The organism is Sulfitobacter sp. 1A15299 (genome assembly GCF_043556915.1).
GTDB lineage: Bacteria > Pseudomonadota > Alphaproteobacteria > Rhodobacterales > Rhodobacteraceae > Sulfitobacter.
Map to the genome: position 1 here is coordinate 1 of NZ_JBIFFJ010000016.1, position 16274 is coordinate 16274.

Genomic DNA, 16274 nt, shown 5'->3' on the forward strand with positions numbered 1-16274 from the left:
CGATGTACTCCCCGCAGGAGTGTTCAAACTACTTTCAGGCTGCCGGCTATGCCTCAGGTTAAAGTAGAAATGCTCTAAGACAGCGAAATGGCGCGCCCCGGAAAACCGCGGCGCGCCATTGACTTATCCGATCCGGGCGGCGCTTCTGTCTGGATGGAACGCAAATCACATATTGACACATTCGGCGCTGTGGCGCTGGTGCTCTTCGCCCTGAACCTCGGCTTTAACCAAGTCGTCATCAAGGTCAGCACCGGCGGTTTCAACCCGGTCTTTCTGGCCGGTCTGCGCTCTCTCGGGGCGGTGTTTTTGCTGCTGATCTGGATGCGGCTTCGGGGCGTCAGCCTGTCGACCCCGCGCGCCGCCCTATGGGGCGGTCTGGCGGCGGGGCTCTTCTTTACGCTAGAGTTTGTCTGCCTGTTCCTCGCGCTCGATCTCACCACGGTCAGCCGCGCGTCCATCCTGCTTTATTCCATGCCGGTCTGGCTTGGAATCGCCGCGCATCTGTGGCTGCCGGGAGAGCGGCTGAGCGGGGCGCGGCTCGTTGGCATGGGGCTGGCCATGGGCGGGGTGGTTCTGGCGCTGAGCGATGGCGGGACCGAGGGCGCGCATTGGCTGGGCGATCTTCTGGCGCTTTTCGCAGCACTCTGCTGGGCGGGCATCGCGCTTTGCGTTCGTGTTACGCCGCTGGCCCAAGTACCGCCCGCGCAGCAACTGATGATGCAGCTGGTGATCTCCGCCCCGATCCTTCTGCTGCTCGCGCCGCTCTTTGGCCCGCTGCTGCGCGAGGTGGCTCCGGTGCATCTGGCGGGGCTTGCCTATCAGATCATCGCGGTGGCAAGCTTCGGTTTTCTGGCGTGGTTCTGGCTGCTGACGATCTATCCCGCAGCCTCCGTCGCCTCGTTTAGCTTCCTGTCGCCGGTTTTTGCCGTGCTTCTGGGCTGGCTGATCCTCTCGGAAGAGGTGGGGCTGAGCATCTGGTCCGCATTGCTGCTGGTGGCGGCCGGGATTTACCTGATTAACCGCAAACCCCGCGGCCACTAGGCTCAGGTGCCGCAGAAGGTCGCCGGGACGATCTCGTCATCGGTGGGCGGGCGCTGAAGCTCGGGGTCCGTCTCGACAAAGGGGGTGGCCAGCGCTTTCATCAGGCGCTCGAACGGGGCCATGTCGCCTGCGACGGCGGCCTCGATCATCTGCTCGATCCGGTGGTTGCGGGGGATCACGGCGGGGTTGGCCGCATTCATCACCGCTTGCGCATCGGGCTCCCCTTCAATCCGCGCGCGCCAGCCTTCGGCCCATCTGTCAAAAGCGTCGCGGTCGGTGAACTGGTCGCGGGCTTGATCTGTGGGAAGCGCGCGGAAGGCATTGGTGAAGTCGGCACCATCCTTTTGCATCAGCCCCAGCAATTCATTGATCAGATCGACATCTTCGGCCCGTGGCGTCGAGATACCAACCTTGGCCGCGAAACGGCGCAGCCATGCGGCTTCGATCAATTCGGGCATGTCATGGACGATCTCGGTGGCCTCTTCGACGGCGCTCTCCTTGTCCTCCATCTGCTGCAAAAGCGAGGTCGCGAGCTGCGCCATGTTCCAGACCACGATCTGCGGCTGGTTGCCATAGGCATAGCGCCCCTGCCGGTCGATGGAGCTGAAGACACGGCCCTGATGGAAGGCATCCATAAAGGCGCAGGGGCCATAGTCGATCGTTTCGCCCGAGATGCTGCAATTGTCGGTGTTCATCACACCGTGGATAAAGCCTAGGGCCATCCATTGCGCCACCAATTCCGCCTGCGCAGCACAGACCGCGCGCAGAAGGCCGAGCGGGCCATCGGCCTTGCGATAATGGCGCGCGATGGCATAGTCGGTGAGGGTTTTGAGCGCGTCAGTCTCCCCGCGATGGGCGAAGACCTGAAAGGTGCCGACGCGCAGATGGCTGGCCGCGACGCGGGTCACGATAGCACCGCGCAGAGGCCCGCTTTCGCGCAGGATCGGCTCACCAGCAGCCACTGCGGCCAAGGCGCGGGTGGTAGGCACGCCGAGGGCATGCATCGCCTCGCTCACCAGATATTCGCGCAGCACCGGCCCGACCCATGCGCGGCCATCGCCCATCCGCGAATAGGGCGTGGGGCCAGAGCCTTTCAACTGGATGTCGCGGCGCTGGCCGTCCCGATCGACGACTTCTCCCAGAAGGATCGCCCGGCCATCGCCAAGCTGCGGGTTGAAGTTTCCGAACTGATGCCCGGCGTAAAGCTGCGCCAGAGGATCGGCGCCCTCGGGCACTTCGTTCCCGGCAAAGACCTGCGTGATCTGCGCAGGCTCGGCCCCTTCGATACCCAGTGCCGCCGCCAATTCGGCGTTCCATGCCAAAAGCTGGGGCGCTTTGACCGGCGTGGGGTTCAGCCGGGTAAAGAACCCCTCGGGCAGGGCGGCATAGCTGTTATCGAAAGGAATACGCATCACAGGGTCCGGGACATAAGCATGTAATTCTCGCGCGGGCGAAAGCCCGCCCGGGTATAGAGTTTCATCGCCGCGGCATTGTCGCGATCCACCTCAAGATGGACGGCCCGCAGCCCGCCCGCCGCCAGCGCACGGGGCAACGCGATCAGCGCCTCCGAGGCGATGCCGCGGCCCCGCACGCCGGGGCGGACGTAGATTTCATCAATGATGGCGTCCAACCCGCCGAATTCAACCGACCAGCCGAAACAGATCACCACATAGCCAATAGGCGCGCGGGGCGGGCCAATCAGATAGGCGGCGCCATGGGGGATGCCGTCCAGCAGCGGGGCCAGCCCGCGGCGGCGCTGTTCATCGCTCATCTCGATGCCCGCTTCGGCATGGAATGCCGTCACCAGCGCGACAAGCTTGTCAAGATGCTCAGGCGCGCCGAGGGTGAGATGTGCGCTCATAGACGGGCCAGCCTTTCGGTGAGCAGGGCAAAGAACCCATCGGCATCAAGGTCGCCTACGAAAAGCGCATTGGGTGTGCGGTCGGTCACGCGCCACCAGTCGGCGACGGTCATGCCCATTGTCAGTTCCGACTGGGTCTCGATCTCGACATTGATATGACGGCCTTGGAAAAGATCGGGGTTGATCAGATAGGCGGTGACGCAAGGGTCATGCAGCGGCGCGCCTTCGGAGCCGTATTTCTCCTTGTCGAACCGCTCGAAGAAATCGGTCATTTCCGCCACGGCGACGCCGACCTTGGTGCCAAGCGCGCGGAAGGCATCGTTGCGCGGTTTGGTGACCAGCGCCTTATGGGTCACGTCAAGCGGCATCACGACGATCGGAATACCAGATTTGAAAACGATATCAGCGGCATGGGGATCGACGTAAATGTTGAATTCCGCCGTGGGCGTGATGTTGCCCCCTTCGAAATAGCCGCCGCCCATGAGCACGATCTCTTGCACCTTTTCGGCGATGTCGGGCGCTTTCTGCAGGGCGGTCGCGATATTGGTCAGCGGGCCCAAGAGGCAAAGTGTCACGCTGCCTGCAGGATGGGCACGGAGCTGCTCGATGATGAAATCCACCCCATGCCCCTCGGCCAGTGGCATGGTCGGGTCGGGCAGATCGGGGCCGTCGAGCCCGGTCTTGCCATGCACATGTTCCGCGGTCACCAGATCACGCCCCAGCGGTCGGTCGCAACCGGCAAAGACCTTCACATCACTCCGCCCCGCCAGCTCGCAAACGATGCGCGCGTTTTTCGAGGTCAGATCCAGCGGCACGTTGCCCGCGACACAGGTGATGCCCAGAACCTCGATCTCTTGCGGGCTGGCGAGGGCGAGGAGGATCGCCACGGCGTCGTCCTGTCCGGGGTCGGTGTCGATGATGATTTTACGCGGGGTCATGGGCTTACTTTCGTCAAATTGCTTGGGGCAGAGCCTTGCCGGAGGGGCAGGTCTTTGTCCAGCCGCAGACCCGGCGATTAGCCGCGTTCCGCCAGTTTCACCGTCTCCCACAGCGCGTCCATCTCGGCCAGATCACTGTCCTGCGGGGTTTTGCCCATGGCGGCGAGCCGGGCCTCGACGCCTTCGAACCGGCGGGTGAATTTGGCATTGGCGGCGCGCAAAGCGGCTTCCGGATCCAGCCCCAGATGGCGGCCCAGATTGGCCATGACGAAGAGCAGGTCGCCGTATTCTTCCTCGACCTCGGCTTGGCTCAACTGGTCCTTCGCCTCAACCAGTTCGGCAGCCTCTTCGGTGATCTTGTCGAGTACCTGCGTCGTCTCGGGCCAGTCGAAGCCCACACGCGCCGCGCGTTTCTGAAGCTTCATCGCCCGCAACAGCGCCGGCAGGCCGATCGCCACCCCGTCCAAGGTGCCCCCCTGCGCCTTGCCCGCGCGTTCGCGGGCTTTGATCTTCTCCCAATCGGCGGTTTGCTGTTCGGCGCTCTTGTCGCGGGATTCGCCGCCAAAGACATGCGGGTGCCGCGCCACCATCTTGTCGCTGATGTTGCGCACCACGGATTGAAAGGTGAAATGCCCCGCTTCTTCGCCCATCGCCGTGTGATAGACCGATTGCAGCAGCAGATCGCCCAATTCTCCCTCAAGCTCGCCCCAATCGCGCCGGGCGATGGCGTCGGCAACTTCGTAAGCCTCTTCAATGGTATAGGGGGCGATGCTGTCGAAATCCTGCTCGATATCCCAGGGGCAGCCCGTCTCAGGGTCGCGCAGGCGGCGCATGATTTCGAGCAACCGTTCGATCCCGGCATTTGAATCGTGAATGAGATCGGCTTTTGTGTTGTCCGGCATTGCAGGCCCCGTATGTCTGGTGTCAGATGCACCCTGACCAAACCAACCCCAAGGAGTCCAGCCCATGCCCGTGGTGAACCGCATCAACGCCTTTGCGGAGGATATGACAGCATGGCGGCGCCATCTGCACGGGATTCCCGAACTGGCGTTCGACTGCCATGAGACGGCAGCTTTCGTGGCCGAGCGCCTGCGGGAATTCGGTGTGGATGAGCTGCACGAGGGCATCGCGACAACCGGTATCGTGGCGATCATTGAAGGGCAGGGCGAAGGCCCGACCATCGGCCTGCGCGCCGATATGGATGCGCTGCCGATCCAAGAGGCGACGGGCAAGGACTATGCCAGCACGCGGGAGGGTAAGATGCATGCCTGTGGCCATGATGGGCATACCACCATGCTTCTAGGCGCGGCGCGGTATCTGGCCGAGACACGCAATTTCGCGGGCCGGGTGGCGCTGATCTTTCAACCCGCCGAAGAGACGGGCGGCGGCGCGGGCGTGATGGTCAACGAAGGCATCATGGAGCGGTTCGAGATCGCGCAGGTTTACGGCATCCACAACGCGCCCGGCTTTGACGAAGGCGCATTCTACACGACGCCGGGGCCGATCATGGCGGCGGTGGATGAATTCCACATTCATATCAAGGGCAAAGGCGGCCATGGCGCAATGCCCCATGAGAGCCGCGACCCGGTTGTGGCGGCCTGCGGCATCGCCACGGCGATCCAGACCATCGTGAGCCGCAACCATGTCGCGGCGCAGGATTTGGTGGTCTCGGTCACGCAGATTCACACCGGCACCGCCGATAACATCATCCCCGAGACGGCCTATATCAACGGCACCGTGCGCACCTTTGACCGTGAGGTGCAGGCGATGGTCATGCGCCGAATGCAGCAGATCGTGGACGGGCAGGCGGCAAGCTATGATGTCACCGCCGAATTGGTCTATGAGATCGGCTATCCGGCCACGGTCAACGACCCCGCAAAGACCGAAACCGCCATCGCGGCGGCGACCGAGGTGGTGGGCGCGGCCCAAGTGCACGGCGATTACGGGCGCGAGATGGGCGCGGAGGATTTCAGCTTCATGCTCGAAAAACGCCCCGGCGCCTATCTTTTCCTCGGGGCCGGGGAAGGTGCAGGGCTGCACCACCCGGAATACGACTTCAACGACGAGATCGCGCCCCTCGGCGCATCCTTTTTTGCCCGTATCGTTGAGCGGGCACAGCCAGCAGGAGGCAAATAATGGCATTGGAAGACGCGGCCAAGCAGATGGATATGGCCTTTACCCGCGAGGATCTCAAAGGGCCGAGCTATGAGTTAACCTTTGGCGGGGCGACCTCCTTCTTGCGACGGAAATACACCAAGGATCTGACCGGCGTCGACATCGCGGTGACGGGCGTGCCCTTTGATCAGGCGGTCACCAATCGCCCCGGCACCCGCCTTGGCCCCCGCGCCATCCGCGAGGCCAGCGCGCTGCAAGCACCCGACGCGCCCTATGGCTGGGATTTCGATGTGCTGAGCGAATTCGCCATCGCCGATTACGGCGATCTGGCCTTCGACTATGGCCATGTCAGCCAGTTCCCCGCCGCCCTGACCGCCCATATCAAGACCATTCTGGACGCCGGGGCGGCCTCTGTCGTGCTGGGCGGGGATCACTATATCTCATTTCCGATCCTCAAGGCCTATGCCGAAAAATACGGGCCCATCAGCCTGTTACAGTTCGATGCGCATACGGATACATGGGCCGACGACGACATGGACCGGATCGACCACGGGACGATGTTCTACAAGGCCGTGAAGTCCGGCATCGTCGACCCGTCGACCAGCGTGCAGGTCGGCATTCGCACCACCAATGAGGACACGATGGGCGTCAATATCATCGACGCGCGTGAGGTGCATGAGCAGGGGCCGCAGGCCACCGTTGCCAAGATCAAGGAAATCCTCGGTGATCGGCCGTGCTATCTGACCTTTGACATCGACGCGCTGGATCCAGCCTTTGCCCCCGGCACCGGCACCCCGGTTTGGGGCGGGCTGACCTCGGCGCAGGTGTCGATCATGCTGCGCGATCTGGCGGGGATCAACATCATGGGCGGTGACGTGGTCGAAGTCTCGCCCCCCTTCGACACCACCGGCGCCACCGCGGTGGCAGGCGCCCATGTCGCGACCGAGATCCTCTCGCTTTTGGGTCACCGCATGAGGACCGCGTGAGCGACAGCCACGACATCACGGGCCGGTCCGCTGAAAGGCGGGCTGGCTGGCCTGCCGCAACCTCCTTCGCCCCTGTCCGCCGAGCTTTGAAAGGTGATTAAAATGCTGTTCTGGATCATCGTGATCGCCCTCGTCGCCTTGGTGGCCTATATCCGCCTTGCGCCCATCGACCCCGCGCGTTGGCACGTGCAGGCCGAGGGGCAGAAGATGGGCAAGACCCAAGGCGCCAACAGCTATATCTGGCGCGCGCCGGCCGAGGGCGACGGGGTCGAGACCTTGGCCCAGCTTGACCGGGTGATCCAGCAAACCCCGCGCACCGAGGTCGTCGCCGGGACGCTCGCAGAGGGGCAGGTCACCTATGTCACCCGCACCAAATTGATGGGCTATCCCGATTTCACCACCATTGGCATCTATGGTGACAACCCGCGCTACGTCGAAGTCTATGGCCGCTCGCGCTTTGGCCGGTCAGATCTGGGGGTCAACGCCAAGCGGGTCAACGGATGGCTTGATCAGATCGAGGCGCGATGACAGGCAGCCCTGCTGCACCTCGCGCCACATCGGCACGTTGAGCGACATCTGGCACTGCGCCATGAACATGCGGCCATCTACTTGCAGGCAAATGGTCTCCCCCAGTTCCACCCGGGCGCCGCTGCTGTTGGTGCAATAGCAATCAATCGTCTTGCCGCCCGGCGCTTTGACATCCGCGAGGGCAGGGTGCGGGGCCGTCAGGCCCATAAGGCAGATGAGCGGCAGAATGCGTGTCATGGCTCATGATAGCACAAGCCGCCTCTTGACCAAAGCATTTGCATAGGCGACAGGAACCCCATGATCCCGATACACCGCCTCGCGCAAATCTCGCAACGTTTCCAGTTTCTGGAGGCCAGCATGTCTGCGGGCTCCGATGGGGCCGATTTTGCCGCCCTCGCGAAAGAATACAGCGATCTCAAGCCCGTGGTCGATCAGATCGACCTCTACCGGCAGCTTCAGCGCGACCTCGAAGAAGCCGAGTTGATGCTGAAAGACCCCGAAATGGCCGAGCTTGCGCGGGATGAACTGCCGCGCCTGCGCGCCCGTCTGCCGGAGGTCGAACAGGGGTTGCAACTGGCACTTCTGCCGCGCGACGCGGCAGACGCGAAACCCGCCATGCTGGAGATCCGCCCCGGCACGGGCGGCGATGAGGCAGCGCTTTTCGCAGGCGACCTGCTGCGCATGTATCAACGCTATGCCGAGGCACAGGGCTGGGGGTTCGACCTGATCGAAAGCCAGATGACCGAACTCGGCGGCGTGAAAGAGGTCGTGGCCCATATCACCGGGCAGAACGTCTTTGCCCGGCTCAAGTTCGAAAGCGGCGTGCACCGGGTGCAGCGCGTGCCCACCACCGAAAGCGGCGGGCGTATCCATACTTCGGCGGCGACCGTGGCGGTGCTGCCCGAGGCCGAAGATGTGGATATCGAGATTAGCGCAAATGACCTGCGGATCGACACGATGCGCTCTTCGGGCGCGGGGGGGCAGCACGTCAACACCACCGATTCCGCCGTGCGGATCACCCATATCCCGACCGGGATCGTCGTCACCTCGTCAGAGAAGTCCCAGCACCGCAACCGCGATAAGGCGATGCAGGTGCTCAAAGCACGGCTCTATGATATGGAGCGCAGCCGGATGGACAGCGAGCGCTCTGCCGACCGTGCAGCGCAAGTGGGATCCGGCGACCGCTCCGAGCGGATCCGCACCTATAATTTCCCCCAAGGGCGTATGACGGACCACCGCATCAACCTAACGCTATACCGGCTCGAAGCCGTGATGCAGGGCGATCTGGATGAGATCATCGACGCGCTGACCGCCGACGCCCAAGCCCGGCAATTGGCGGAGATGGAGGGGTGAGCCCCCAAACCGCCGCCCAAGCCATGGCCGCCGCCGCCGGACGGCTGCGTGCCGCTGGCGTGCCCGATCCGGCGCGGGACGCGCGACTGTTGCTGGCCCATGCCGCCGCCGTCGATGCCGCCCGCGTGACCCTCATCGCGCCCGAGGAAATCGCCCCCGAGGTCGCCGAACGCTTTGACCAGCTCATCGCCCTGCGCGCCGTGCGCGTGCCGGTCTCGCAATTGATCGGGCGGCGGGCCTTCTATGGCCGCGACTTTGCGATCAGCCGCGATGTGTTGGACCCGCGACCCGAGACGGAGACCCTGATCGATCTTGCCCTCGGCGAAGATTTCACCCGCATTCTGGACCTCGGCACCGGCTCGGGCTGTATCCTCGTTTCCCTGCTCGCCGAACGGGCCGCGGCGACGGGCTTGGGGGTGGACCTCTCGGAGGCCGCGTGTCTTCAGGCCAGCGCCAATGCAGTGCAGCACGGGGTGGCCGACCGCGCCGATATCCGGCAGTCCGATTGGTTCAGCGCCGTTGAGGGGCGGTTTGACCTGATCCTGTCGAACCCGCCCTATCTGGCCGCCGAGGAAATGGCCGAAGTCTCCCCCGAATTGCGCCAGCATGAGCCGGAAATGGCGCTGACCGACGGCCAAGACGGGCTGAGCATCTACCGCATCATCGCGGCCGAGGCGCAAGGCTACCTCACGGCTCAAGGCCGCGTCATGGTCGAAATCGGCTGGCAACAGGGCGAGGCGGTGCAGGAAATCTTTGCCGCAGCGGGCTGGGGCCGGGTCACCCTGGCGCATGATCTCGATGGGCGGCCAAGGGTCGTTTCGGCCGATAAACCGGCGTGAAATCGCGAAAAAACCGCCATTTGGCGGGCTAAGCGGCAGTTTCTTCTTGCCCAAGCCTTTCTGGCATGGTTAGTCAGGGGTGTTGCAGCGGTGGATGCCACAGGCGGTCCCGCGCGGCACTATGCCCAACATATCGCTTAGGCCGGGTTCAAGACGTGCTTTGCACCCCCGGTGAACGACACACAGCACACAAGGCTGACATCATTCCATGAATTCTCCCAGATCACGCTCCCGGTCGAAGAATAACCGCAAACGCTCGTCGCAAGGTGGCGGCGGCAATGTCGTCAACCGTGTTTTTGACAGCTCCGGCCCCGAGGGCAAGGTGCGCGGCACGCCGCAGCAGGTTATCGAGAAATACAACCAACTGGCCCGCGATGCCCAGTTGAGCAATGACCGTGTGGCCGCCGAGAACTTTCAGCAGCACGCCGAACACTACCTGCGCCTTTTGAGCGAGGCACAGCGCGAGGTCGATCAGCGCCGCGAGGAGCAGGAGCGCCAGAACCGGGAGCGTCAGGCCGAGCGGGACCGCGAGCGGGCCGAGCGGCAGGAGCGCGAGGCGCAGCAGGGCGGCCAGTCGCAGGGCGAGCAGCCGAAAGCGGACAAACAGCCCGAGCAGCAAGAGCCCGCGCAACAGCAGGCCGAGGCCGAGACGAACAGCGAAGAGAGCACGCTGGTCGACACGCCTGAGAGCAAGCCCAAGCCGAAACGCGCCCCGCGCCGCAAGCCCAAGCCGAAAGCGGCAGAGGCACAGCAGGACAGCGGCGATGGCAATAGCGATACCGCCAAGGCCGCAGAATAAGAAAAGCCCCGCAAATTGCGGGGCTTTTTTCTATGTGGTGAGGGTCGGGCGCGCGGAGCGGCGTTAGCCTTCCATCCCCGCCCGCACATATCTGATCCGCCCGTTGCGCCGCAGCACCTCTTCGCGCGGCGCCCAATCATAACGCGGATCGCTGGTGACCGGCGACCAGAAGAGTTCGCCCCCGCGCCGCCAAGGGTCGAGGACAAGCCCCGCCTGCATCGGTGCCCCGGCGGCCGAGATGATGGCGGTGGAATGATCGAGCAGGATCCGCGAGTCGCCATTGGCGATGGCGCGGTGCAGGTCGAGCGTGGCGAAACCCTCGGCCTTCAGCCGTTTCTCCAGATCCTCTGCCCAATGCCAACACAGGCCGCGTGGCTTGCTGCCGTTGTTGACCTTCACGTTATGGATCAGCGGCGGGTCGGTGATTTGATAGGCGATCGCCAGTTCATGGGTATGCCGGTAAGCGATCCGCGCGGCACGGGCGGCCTCTTCGGGGTTTACCTGCGGGGAGAGGTCTTCGATGGCGCGGGCGAGTTCCGCGATCTCGGCCTCCGTTCCCATAGGCGGTGGGCCGTTGCGCGGCAGGGCGCAGGCGGAGAGTCCCAGCAACAGGGCAAAGACGAGCAATAGTCGGTAGAACATGGTCACCCCTTGGCAATCTCGCGGGCGAGGGCGCAGAACCCCTCAAGCGGCACCTGCTCGGCGCGGTCGGTGGGTTTCAGCCCCGCGGCGGTCAGACGGTCCTCGATATCCGGCGCGGCGCCTTTCAGCGCCGAGCGCAGCATCTTGCGCCGCTGATTGAAGGCCATCGCGACCACATGGCTCAGCACCTTAGGATCGGCGGGGAAGCGCGGCTCGGGCAGGGCGGTCAGATGCACCACGCTCGACGAGACCTTGGGCGGCGGGGTGAAGGCGCCCGGCGGCAATTGCATCACGATCCGCGCATCGCTGCGCCACTGCGCCAGCACGGCCAGCCGCCCATAGGCTTTAGAGCCGGGCTGCGCCACGATCCGCTCTGCCACCTCGCGCTGGAACATCAGCGTGAGGCTTTGCCAAAACGGCGGCCATTCGGGCGGGGTGAGCCAGCGGACCAAGAGTTCGGTCCCGACGTTATAGGGTAGGTTGGCGGCCACGCGGATGGGCGGGGTCAGATGGCTCAGCGGGTCGATCTCAAGCGCATCGCCTTCGATCACCGTCAGGCGACCGGGGTAATGTTTCGCCACCTCTGCCAGCGCGGGCAGGCAGCGGCGGTCCTTCTCGATCGCCAGCACGTGCCGCGCGCCTTCGGCCAGGAGCCCACGCGTCAGGCCGCCGGGACCGGGGCCGATCTCCAACACGTCGCAATCGGCCATATCCCCGGCCTGCCGTGCGATCTTGGCCGTGAGGTTCAGGTCCAGCAGGAAGTTCTGGCCCAGCGATTTCCGCGCGGCCAACTCGTGGGTGTTGATCACCTCGCGCAGCGGCGGGAGATTGTCGATTGCACTCATGTCTTTTGGCCCATCTGCCATGCCAATTTGATCGCTTCGATCATGCTGGTCGGGTTGGCGCGCCCTTGGCCCGCGATGTCAAAGGCGGTGCCGTGATCGGGTGAGGTACGCACGAAGGGCAGCCCCAGCGTCACATTCACGCCCCGGTCGAAATCCAAGGTCTTGATCGGGATCAGCGCTTGGTCGTGATACATTGCCACCGCCGCGTCATAGCCCTCGCGGGCGCGGGCGTGGAACATCGTATCGGCAGGCAGCGGCCCGGTCAGCGCAAAGCCTTCGCCCTGCATTTCAAGGATCAGCGGCGCGATCCAGTCGATCTCTTGCCGGCCCATGCTGCCGCCTTCGCCCGCATGGGGGTTCAGCCCGGCGACGGCGATGCGGGGGCGGGGGATTCCGAAGCGGTTTTGCAATTCCTGCGCGGTGATCTCAATCGTGCGGCGCAGGCCCGCCGGGGACAGCGCCTGCGGCACCTGATCCAGCGCGATATGGATCGTGGCGGGCACGACGCGCAATTGGTCAGAGGCGAGCATCATCACAACGTCATCGACGCCTGCGAGGGCGGCGAGGTATTCGGTATGGCCCGGATAGGCAAAACCGGCCCCGTCTTGCAGCGCCTTTTTGTGGATCGGCGCGGTGCAGACGCCGCAGGCCGCACCCGCCTGCACCAGATCGACCGCGCGGGCGATCACGTCGATCACCCCCTGCGCATGGCCGGGCTGGGGCACGCCGGGCAGGGCAATGCTGTCGAAGGGATGGGGCAGCACCGGGAGCGCATCTGCACTGGGCGCGCTCACCTCATCCGGGCTGTCGATTATGCGATGTGAGACATCCTGCGGCAGATGGCGGGGGTCGCCGATCCAGACCATCGGGATATCATTCGAAAGCGCCGCCCAAGCGCGGGCGGCGATCTCGGGGCCGATGCCGGCGGGTTCACCGCAGGTGATGGCCACCGGCCGGGACGGGCGGCTCATTGGCGGGTGATACGGGCTTCGGCGCGGGCCTGTTCCAACAGCTGTGTGGCATAGCCTTCAAGCTTGCGCTGCCGGATCGAACTGACCACCGCCTCGCGGTTCGCATCGGCATTGGCCGCCGTGGTGCGGTTGCAAAGCATCAGGAAAACCAAAGTCTCACCATTGGCACGGGTCAGCGCGGTGGAGACTTCGCCGGGATCGAGTTTCGCCAGTTCAATGGCCACGTCCTGAGGTATCTCCGCCGGGGCCTTGGTGCCGCGGTCCAGCACGTTGGCGGGCTGGCCCTTGGCCACGCCATAGAGGTCGTCACATTGATCCACCTGACCGCGCAGCTGTGCTGCGCGCGACAGGGCAGCTTCGGAACGGCCACCGGGGATGTAATAGGCGGCATAGTCGATCTCGGAATACTCGACGCTCGGCTTGCCGGTCTCTTCGATGCCGCGCAGTTGGAACAGGGCCACGGCATTGGGGATCGGCAGCGGCGCCGTCACCTCACCCGGGGCAAGGGCCAAGAGGATGGGCCGCAGGCTGGCAGGCAGTTTTTCGAGCGGTGTCCAAGGCATCCGGCCCCCGCGCCCGCGCGAGGCGGTGGCGGAGTATTTGCTGGCATAGGACGAGAATTCGGCCTCAGAGCGGCTTTCCGAAATGCGTTCGGCCAGCGCGTTCACCTGATCGGCATTCTGCGGCGGGGCGGGGATGATGATCTCCGACAACAGCACACGCAGACCGTTGTTGCCCCGGCTGCTGCCAAGCGCGCGGTCGACCTCTTCGTCGGTGATGTTGACCCGGCCATTGTAGCGCGCTCGAATAAGGTCACGCCAGGCGGCGCTGATCACGATGAAATCGCGAAAGGTCTCTTCGGAAATCTGCGCTTGCCCTAGGACTTTCAGAAACTCCTCGGTCGTCAGATCCGCGCGGCTGGCAAATTCCGCCATGCCCGATTGAATGCCCTCGGGGGTGACTTCAAGCCCGGCTTGATCCAGAATTTGCCCGCGCAGGCGGTCGTCGATCAGACTGTCGATCACGCTGTCGGTATCGGCCCCGGGGGCGCCGATCAGCTGCATAAAGCGCTGGCGCTGCTGCACTTCGTAGCCGGTGATCACCTCGTCATTGACACGGGCCACGGGCGCAAAGAGGTTCTGCGCCGCTGCGGATTGGCCGATGACCAGAGCAAGGGCGAGTGCCGCAGTCCCACGGATCCCGGCGCGGACGGTCTGTTTCGTTACTTCCCACATGAGCGTACGTATCTTTCTGTTCCGGTGTTTGCGGCAAAGCCCCTGAGGCCGATGTTAAAACCGATATCCGTTGAGGGCTCAACACTTGTTGAGGATGAATAGCTGCGGTTCACGGAAAGGTCGACCTGCACGCATTCATTGTTGTAGCTCAGGCCAAGACCCGCCGTCGCCGCGCGTTCATCGGCAAGGTCGAACCGCCATTCGGCGGACGCCTGCCATTGGCTGTTGATCGAATAGCTGCCGTCAAAGGTGATCTCCGACACGTTTTCATTGCGGTCCTCGGCGGCGTCTTCGTGTAGCCAGACATAGCTGCCCGAGATCTGCCCGCGCTTGAAATCCCAGACCCCGCGCAGCTCGGCCTTGGCGACCTCGAAGTCATCATCGACCAGCCCGCGCCCGATGAGTGCCAAACCGTTGTCGCTGCGCAATTGTCCGGCCAGCAGGAAATCGGAATAGGTGCCTTGCAGGCCAGAGCTAAAGCTAAAGGCATCATCCGCGTCGGCCCGGATCACCTGACCGAAAGACAGGCTGGCATCCATGCCGTTGGGGTCAATCCGCGCCCAATTCACCCCGATGGCCGCCACAGCACCCCGTTCGCGCCGGTCGGGCCGGGGGAAGCGGCTGAGCGCCAGAAGATTGTCCTCGTCATATTCCACCAGCGTGCTTTCCTCATTCGGAATGTCGAGCCGATCACCGCCGGTCCAGCCCAATTGCACAAGCGGTTCAAGCTGTTGCACCACACCCGCGGCCTCGCGGCGCTGCATGGGGTAGCGCATGGTCACGGCGGCGTGGGGCACAAGGTCGGAGTAGTGCCCGTCAAAGACGGCATCCTGCGCGATGTTGAACAGGCCAAAGCTCGCCCCGGCCTCGACATCGGTCACCAGACCGTTGCCGAAGGTGAAGCGCCGCAGCCAAGCGGCCTCCCCGTTGAGCCGCGATACGTCGCGCCCATCGCCATTAATGCTGAGGTCCGACGCACGCCGATGGCTATGGGCCTCAAGCGTCAGGCGGAGTTCGCCGCCCAGAGAGGTCGGGAAATAACGCCGCTCAAACTCGCCATCCAAAACCAGATTGGGCAGCAGATCATTGTCCTCGCCATCGCGCAGAGATTGGTAGTTCAGCAGGCTCGCCCGCATATATTCATCGCGCCGCGCACGGCTGACGGTCAACTCACTGGTCAGACGGTCCTTGCCCGAATAGCCATAGTCGCTGAGATAGGATCTGTCGCTCGTGGTCTCGATATCGAAATACAGTTTGTAATCGCGCCGCAGATCGAAACTGCCGGTGCCAAAGAGGTAGCCACGGGTGTCGCCGGGGTCCAACTCATCATCGGTGATCGCCCCCTCGAACTCGATCCGACCCGAAACGAAAGCCTGACGGTAGCGGAACTCAAGCGTGCGGGTTTCGGCGGAGAGATAGGGGGTCAAGGTCAGATCGCGGTGATCGCCGATCTTGATGAAATAGGGCAGTTTCAGCCCCACGCCCAATTGCGAGGTTGAGCGGACCGTGGGGGCGAGAAAGCCCGTCGCGCGGTCCAACGTCGGGTCGGGCAGCCGTAGGCGGGGCAGATAGGCGATGGGCACGTTCTTGATGCGGAACTGCGCCTCGTCAAAGTAAAGCTGCTGCGCCACTTGGTCATGCACCACCCGTTTCGCGCGGATTTGCCAGAGCGGCGTTTCGCCATCTTCGCAAACTTTGCAAGAGGTTACGGCGGCTTTGTAAAGTTGGCTATAGCGCCCTTCGACGCGATTGATCTGCACGGCGGCAAGCTGCAACTGCTGTTCAAGGATCATCCGCGCGCCCCGCAAGAGCCCGGACTGCAAGCCCGCATCGAGTGAGGCCGCATCGGCAAGGATGGTGGTATTCTCACCCTCCGACAGCACGATCGGCCCTTCGATGCTGAGCGCGCCGGTGGCCTGATCATAGCGGATCGCCGTGGCGCGCAGCCGCGTCTCCCCTTGAAAGGCTTCGACATTGCCCTGCGCGACCAATACCTTATCACGGGTAATGAAGACCTGATCGGCCACCAGAACGGCGGGACGGTCGCCCAAAGGGGCGGTCTGGGCGGCAAGGCTCAGAGGCGCGAATGAAAGGGCAAGTCCAACAAGGGCCGCGCGCATG

17 protein-coding genes are annotated in these 16274 nt (G+C 63.9%); 7 read left to right on the forward strand and 10 right to left on the reverse strand.

Annotation, left to right across the window (positions count from 1 at the left end):
• Window positions 1–153 precede the first annotated feature (153 nt).
• Window positions 154–1041 (forward strand): DMT family transporter, encoded by an 888-nt coding sequence (locus tag ACGYK7_RS13885; RefSeq protein WP_394403003.1) that lies wholly within the window; start codon window positions 154–156, stop codon window positions 1039–1041.
• A 2-nt stretch (window positions 1042–1043) separates the two neighbouring features.
• Here ACGYK7_RS13885 and ACGYK7_RS13890 read toward each other — a convergent pair whose 3' ends face one another.
• From ACGYK7_RS13890 to mazG, 4 genes are all read right to left on the reverse strand, one after another.
• Complete coding sequence (locus tag ACGYK7_RS13890) at window positions 1044–2453, reverse strand: YdiU family protein (RefSeq protein ID WP_394403005.1); 1410 nt, start codon at window positions 2451–2453, stop codon at window positions 1044–1046.
• Window positions 2453–2902 (reverse strand): GNAT family N-acetyltransferase, encoded by a 450-nt coding sequence (locus tag ACGYK7_RS13895; protein WP_394403007.1) that lies wholly within the window; start codon window positions 2900–2902, stop codon window positions 2453–2455. The genes ACGYK7_RS13890 and ACGYK7_RS13895 overlap by 1 nt, the downstream gene beginning before the upstream one ends.
• Window positions 2899–3840 (reverse strand): nucleoside hydrolase, encoded by a 942-nt coding sequence (locus ACGYK7_RS13900; protein ID WP_394403009.1) that lies wholly within the window; start codon window positions 3838–3840, stop codon window positions 2899–2901. Before ACGYK7_RS13900 ends, ACGYK7_RS13895 begins: the two co-directional genes overlap by 4 nt.
• Window positions 3841–3917: 77 nt before the next feature.
• Window positions 3918–4742 (reverse strand): nucleoside triphosphate pyrophosphohydrolase, encoded by an 825-nt coding sequence (gene mazG, locus ACGYK7_RS13905; protein ID WP_394403011.1) that lies wholly within the window; start codon window positions 4740–4742, stop codon window positions 3918–3920.
• A 64-nt stretch (window positions 4743–4806) separates the two neighbouring features.
• Here mazG and ACGYK7_RS13910 point away from each other — a divergent pair, with 64 nt between their 5' ends.
• The 3 genes from ACGYK7_RS13910 to ACGYK7_RS13920 all read left to right on the forward strand — a co-directional run bounded on the left by ACGYK7_RS13910 (window position 4807) and on the right by ACGYK7_RS13920 (window position 7469).
• The gene (locus ACGYK7_RS13910; protein ID WP_394403013.1) at window positions 4807–5976 is read left to right on the forward strand and encodes a M20 aminoacylase family protein; all 1170 of its coding nucleotides are present in this window, start codon (window positions 4807–4809) and stop codon (window positions 5974–5976) included.
• A complete protein-coding gene (gene speB, locus ACGYK7_RS13915; RefSeq protein ID WP_394403015.1) occupies window positions 5976–6941 on the forward strand; it encodes an agmatinase in 966 nt (321 codons plus the stop codon). Before ACGYK7_RS13910 ends, speB begins: the two co-directional genes overlap by 1 nt.
• A 102-nt stretch (window positions 6942–7043) precedes the next feature.
• Complete coding sequence (locus ACGYK7_RS13920) at window positions 7044–7469, forward strand: DUF1499 domain-containing protein (RefSeq protein ID WP_394403016.1); 426 nt, start codon at window positions 7044–7046, stop codon at window positions 7467–7469.
• Here ACGYK7_RS13920 and ACGYK7_RS13925 read toward each other — a convergent pair.
• Entirely contained in the window at window positions 7407–7706 is a 300-nt protein-coding gene (locus ACGYK7_RS13925; protein ID WP_394403018.1) for a hypothetical protein, read from the reverse strand. The two genes, ACGYK7_RS13920 and ACGYK7_RS13925, sit on opposite strands and share 63 nt — an antisense overlap.
• A 60-nt stretch (window positions 7707–7766) precedes the next feature.
• Here ACGYK7_RS13925 and prfA point away from each other — a divergent pair, with 60 nt between their 5' ends.
• The 3 genes from prfA to ACGYK7_RS13940 all read left to right on the forward strand — a co-directional run bounded on the left by prfA (window position 7767) and on the right by ACGYK7_RS13940 (window position 10460).
• Window positions 7767–8822, forward strand: coding sequence for a peptide chain release factor 1 (gene prfA, locus ACGYK7_RS13930; RefSeq protein WP_394403020.1), 1056 nt, complete (start codon window positions 7767–7769; stop codon window positions 8820–8822).
• Window positions 8819–9661, forward strand: coding sequence for a peptide chain release factor N(5)-glutamine methyltransferase (gene prmC / locus ACGYK7_RS13935; protein WP_394403022.1), 843 nt, complete (start codon window positions 8819–8821; stop codon window positions 9659–9661). Before prfA ends, prmC begins: the two co-directional genes overlap by 4 nt.
• Window positions 9662–9869: 208 nt before the next feature.
• Window positions 9870–10460 (forward strand): DUF4167 domain-containing protein, encoded by a 591-nt coding sequence (locus ACGYK7_RS13940; RefSeq protein ID WP_394403025.1) that lies wholly within the window; start codon window positions 9870–9872, stop codon window positions 10458–10460.
• A 63-nt stretch (window positions 10461–10523) separates the two neighbouring features.
• Here the strand turns inward: ACGYK7_RS13940 and ACGYK7_RS13945 are convergent, their stop codons facing one another.
• Genes ACGYK7_RS13945 through ACGYK7_RS13965 form a run of 5 tightly spaced genes read right to left on the reverse strand, consistent with a single transcriptional unit; the run spans window position 10524 to window position 16273 of the window.
• A complete protein-coding gene (locus ACGYK7_RS13945; protein ID WP_394403027.1) occupies window positions 10524–11102 on the reverse strand; it encodes a hypothetical protein in 579 nt (192 codons plus the stop codon).
• A gap of 2 nt (window positions 11103–11104) precedes the next feature.
• Window positions 11105–11947, reverse strand: a complete 843-nt coding sequence (rsmA, locus tag ACGYK7_RS13950; RefSeq protein ID WP_394403029.1) for a 16S rRNA (adenine(1518)-N(6)/adenine(1519)-N(6))-dimethyltransferase RsmA — start codon at window positions 11945–11947, stop codon at window positions 11105–11107.
• On the reverse strand, window positions 11944–12918 hold the full coding sequence (gene pdxA, locus ACGYK7_RS13955) for a 4-hydroxythreonine-4-phosphate dehydrogenase PdxA (protein WP_394403031.1): 975 nt from the start codon (window positions 12916–12918) through the stop codon (window positions 11944–11946). Before pdxA ends, rsmA begins: the two co-directional genes overlap by 4 nt.
• On the reverse strand, window positions 12915–14153 hold the full coding sequence (locus ACGYK7_RS13960) for a peptidylprolyl isomerase (protein ID WP_394403033.1): 1239 nt from the start codon (window positions 14151–14153) through the stop codon (window positions 12915–12917). Before ACGYK7_RS13960 ends, pdxA begins: the two co-directional genes overlap by 4 nt.
• Window positions 14141–16273, reverse strand: coding sequence for an LPS-assembly protein LptD (locus ACGYK7_RS13965; RefSeq protein ID WP_394403035.1), 2133 nt, complete (start codon window positions 16271–16273; stop codon window positions 14141–14143). The genes ACGYK7_RS13960 and ACGYK7_RS13965 overlap by 13 nt, the downstream gene beginning before the upstream one ends.
• Between the last annotated feature and the right edge of the window lies 1 nt (window position 16274).

Excerpts from the sequence above, each read along its gene's own strand:
- pdxA (WP_394403031.1), bottom strand. The coding sequence starts at position 12,918 with ATGAGCCGCCCGTCCCGGCCGGTGGCCATCACCTGCGGTGAACCCGCC.
- ACGYK7_RS13940 (WP_394403025.1), top strand. The coding sequence starts at position 9,870 with ATGAATTCTCCCAGATCACGCTCCCGGTCGAAGAATAACCGCAAACGC.
- ACGYK7_RS13965 (WP_394403035.1), bottom strand. The coding sequence starts at position 16,273 with ATGCGCGCGGCCCTTGTTGGACTTGCCCTTTCATTCGCGCCTCTGAGC.
- rsmA (WP_394403029.1), bottom strand. The coding sequence starts at position 11,947 with ATGAGTGCAATCGACAATCTCCCGCCGCTGCGCGAGGTGATCAACACC.
- ACGYK7_RS13900 (WP_394403009.1), bottom strand. The coding sequence starts at position 3,840 with ATGACCCCGCGTAAAATCATCATCGACACCGACCCCGGACAGGACGAC.
- ACGYK7_RS13945 (WP_394403027.1), bottom strand. The coding sequence starts at position 11,102 with ATGTTCTACCGACTATTGCTCGTCTTTGCCCTGTTGCTGGGACTCTCC.
- ACGYK7_RS13920 (WP_394403016.1), top strand. The coding sequence starts at position 7,044 with ATGCTGTTCTGGATCATCGTGATCGCCCTCGTCGCCTTGGTGGCCTAT.
- prfA (WP_394403020.1), top strand. The coding sequence starts at position 7,767 with ATGATCCCGATACACCGCCTCGCGCAAATCTCGCAACGTTTCCAGTTT.
- mazG (WP_394403011.1), bottom strand. The coding sequence starts at position 4,742 with ATGCCGGACAACACAAAAGCCGATCTCATTCACGATTCAAATGCCGGG.
- ACGYK7_RS13890 (WP_394403005.1), bottom strand. The coding sequence starts at position 2,453 with ATGCGTATTCCTTTCGATAACAGCTATGCCGCCCTGCCCGAGGGGTTC.
- speB (WP_394403015.1), top strand. The coding sequence starts at position 5,976 with ATGGCATTGGAAGACGCGGCCAAGCAGATGGATATGGCCTTTACCCGC.
- ACGYK7_RS13960 (WP_394403033.1), bottom strand. The coding sequence starts at position 14,153 with ATGTGGGAAGTAACGAAACAGACCGTCCGCGCCGGGATCCGTGGGACT.
- ACGYK7_RS13885 (WP_394403003.1), top strand. The coding sequence starts at position 154 with ATGGAACGCAAATCACATATTGACACATTCGGCGCTGTGGCGCTGGTG.
- ACGYK7_RS13925 (WP_394403018.1), bottom strand. The coding sequence starts at position 7,706 with ATGACACGCATTCTGCCGCTCATCTGCCTTATGGGCCTGACGGCCCCG.
- ACGYK7_RS13895 (WP_394403007.1), bottom strand. The coding sequence starts at position 2,902 with ATGAGCGCACATCTCACCCTCGGCGCGCCTGAGCATCTTGACAAGCTT.
- ACGYK7_RS13910 (WP_394403013.1), top strand. The coding sequence starts at position 4,807 with ATGCCCGTGGTGAACCGCATCAACGCCTTTGCGGAGGATATGACAGCA.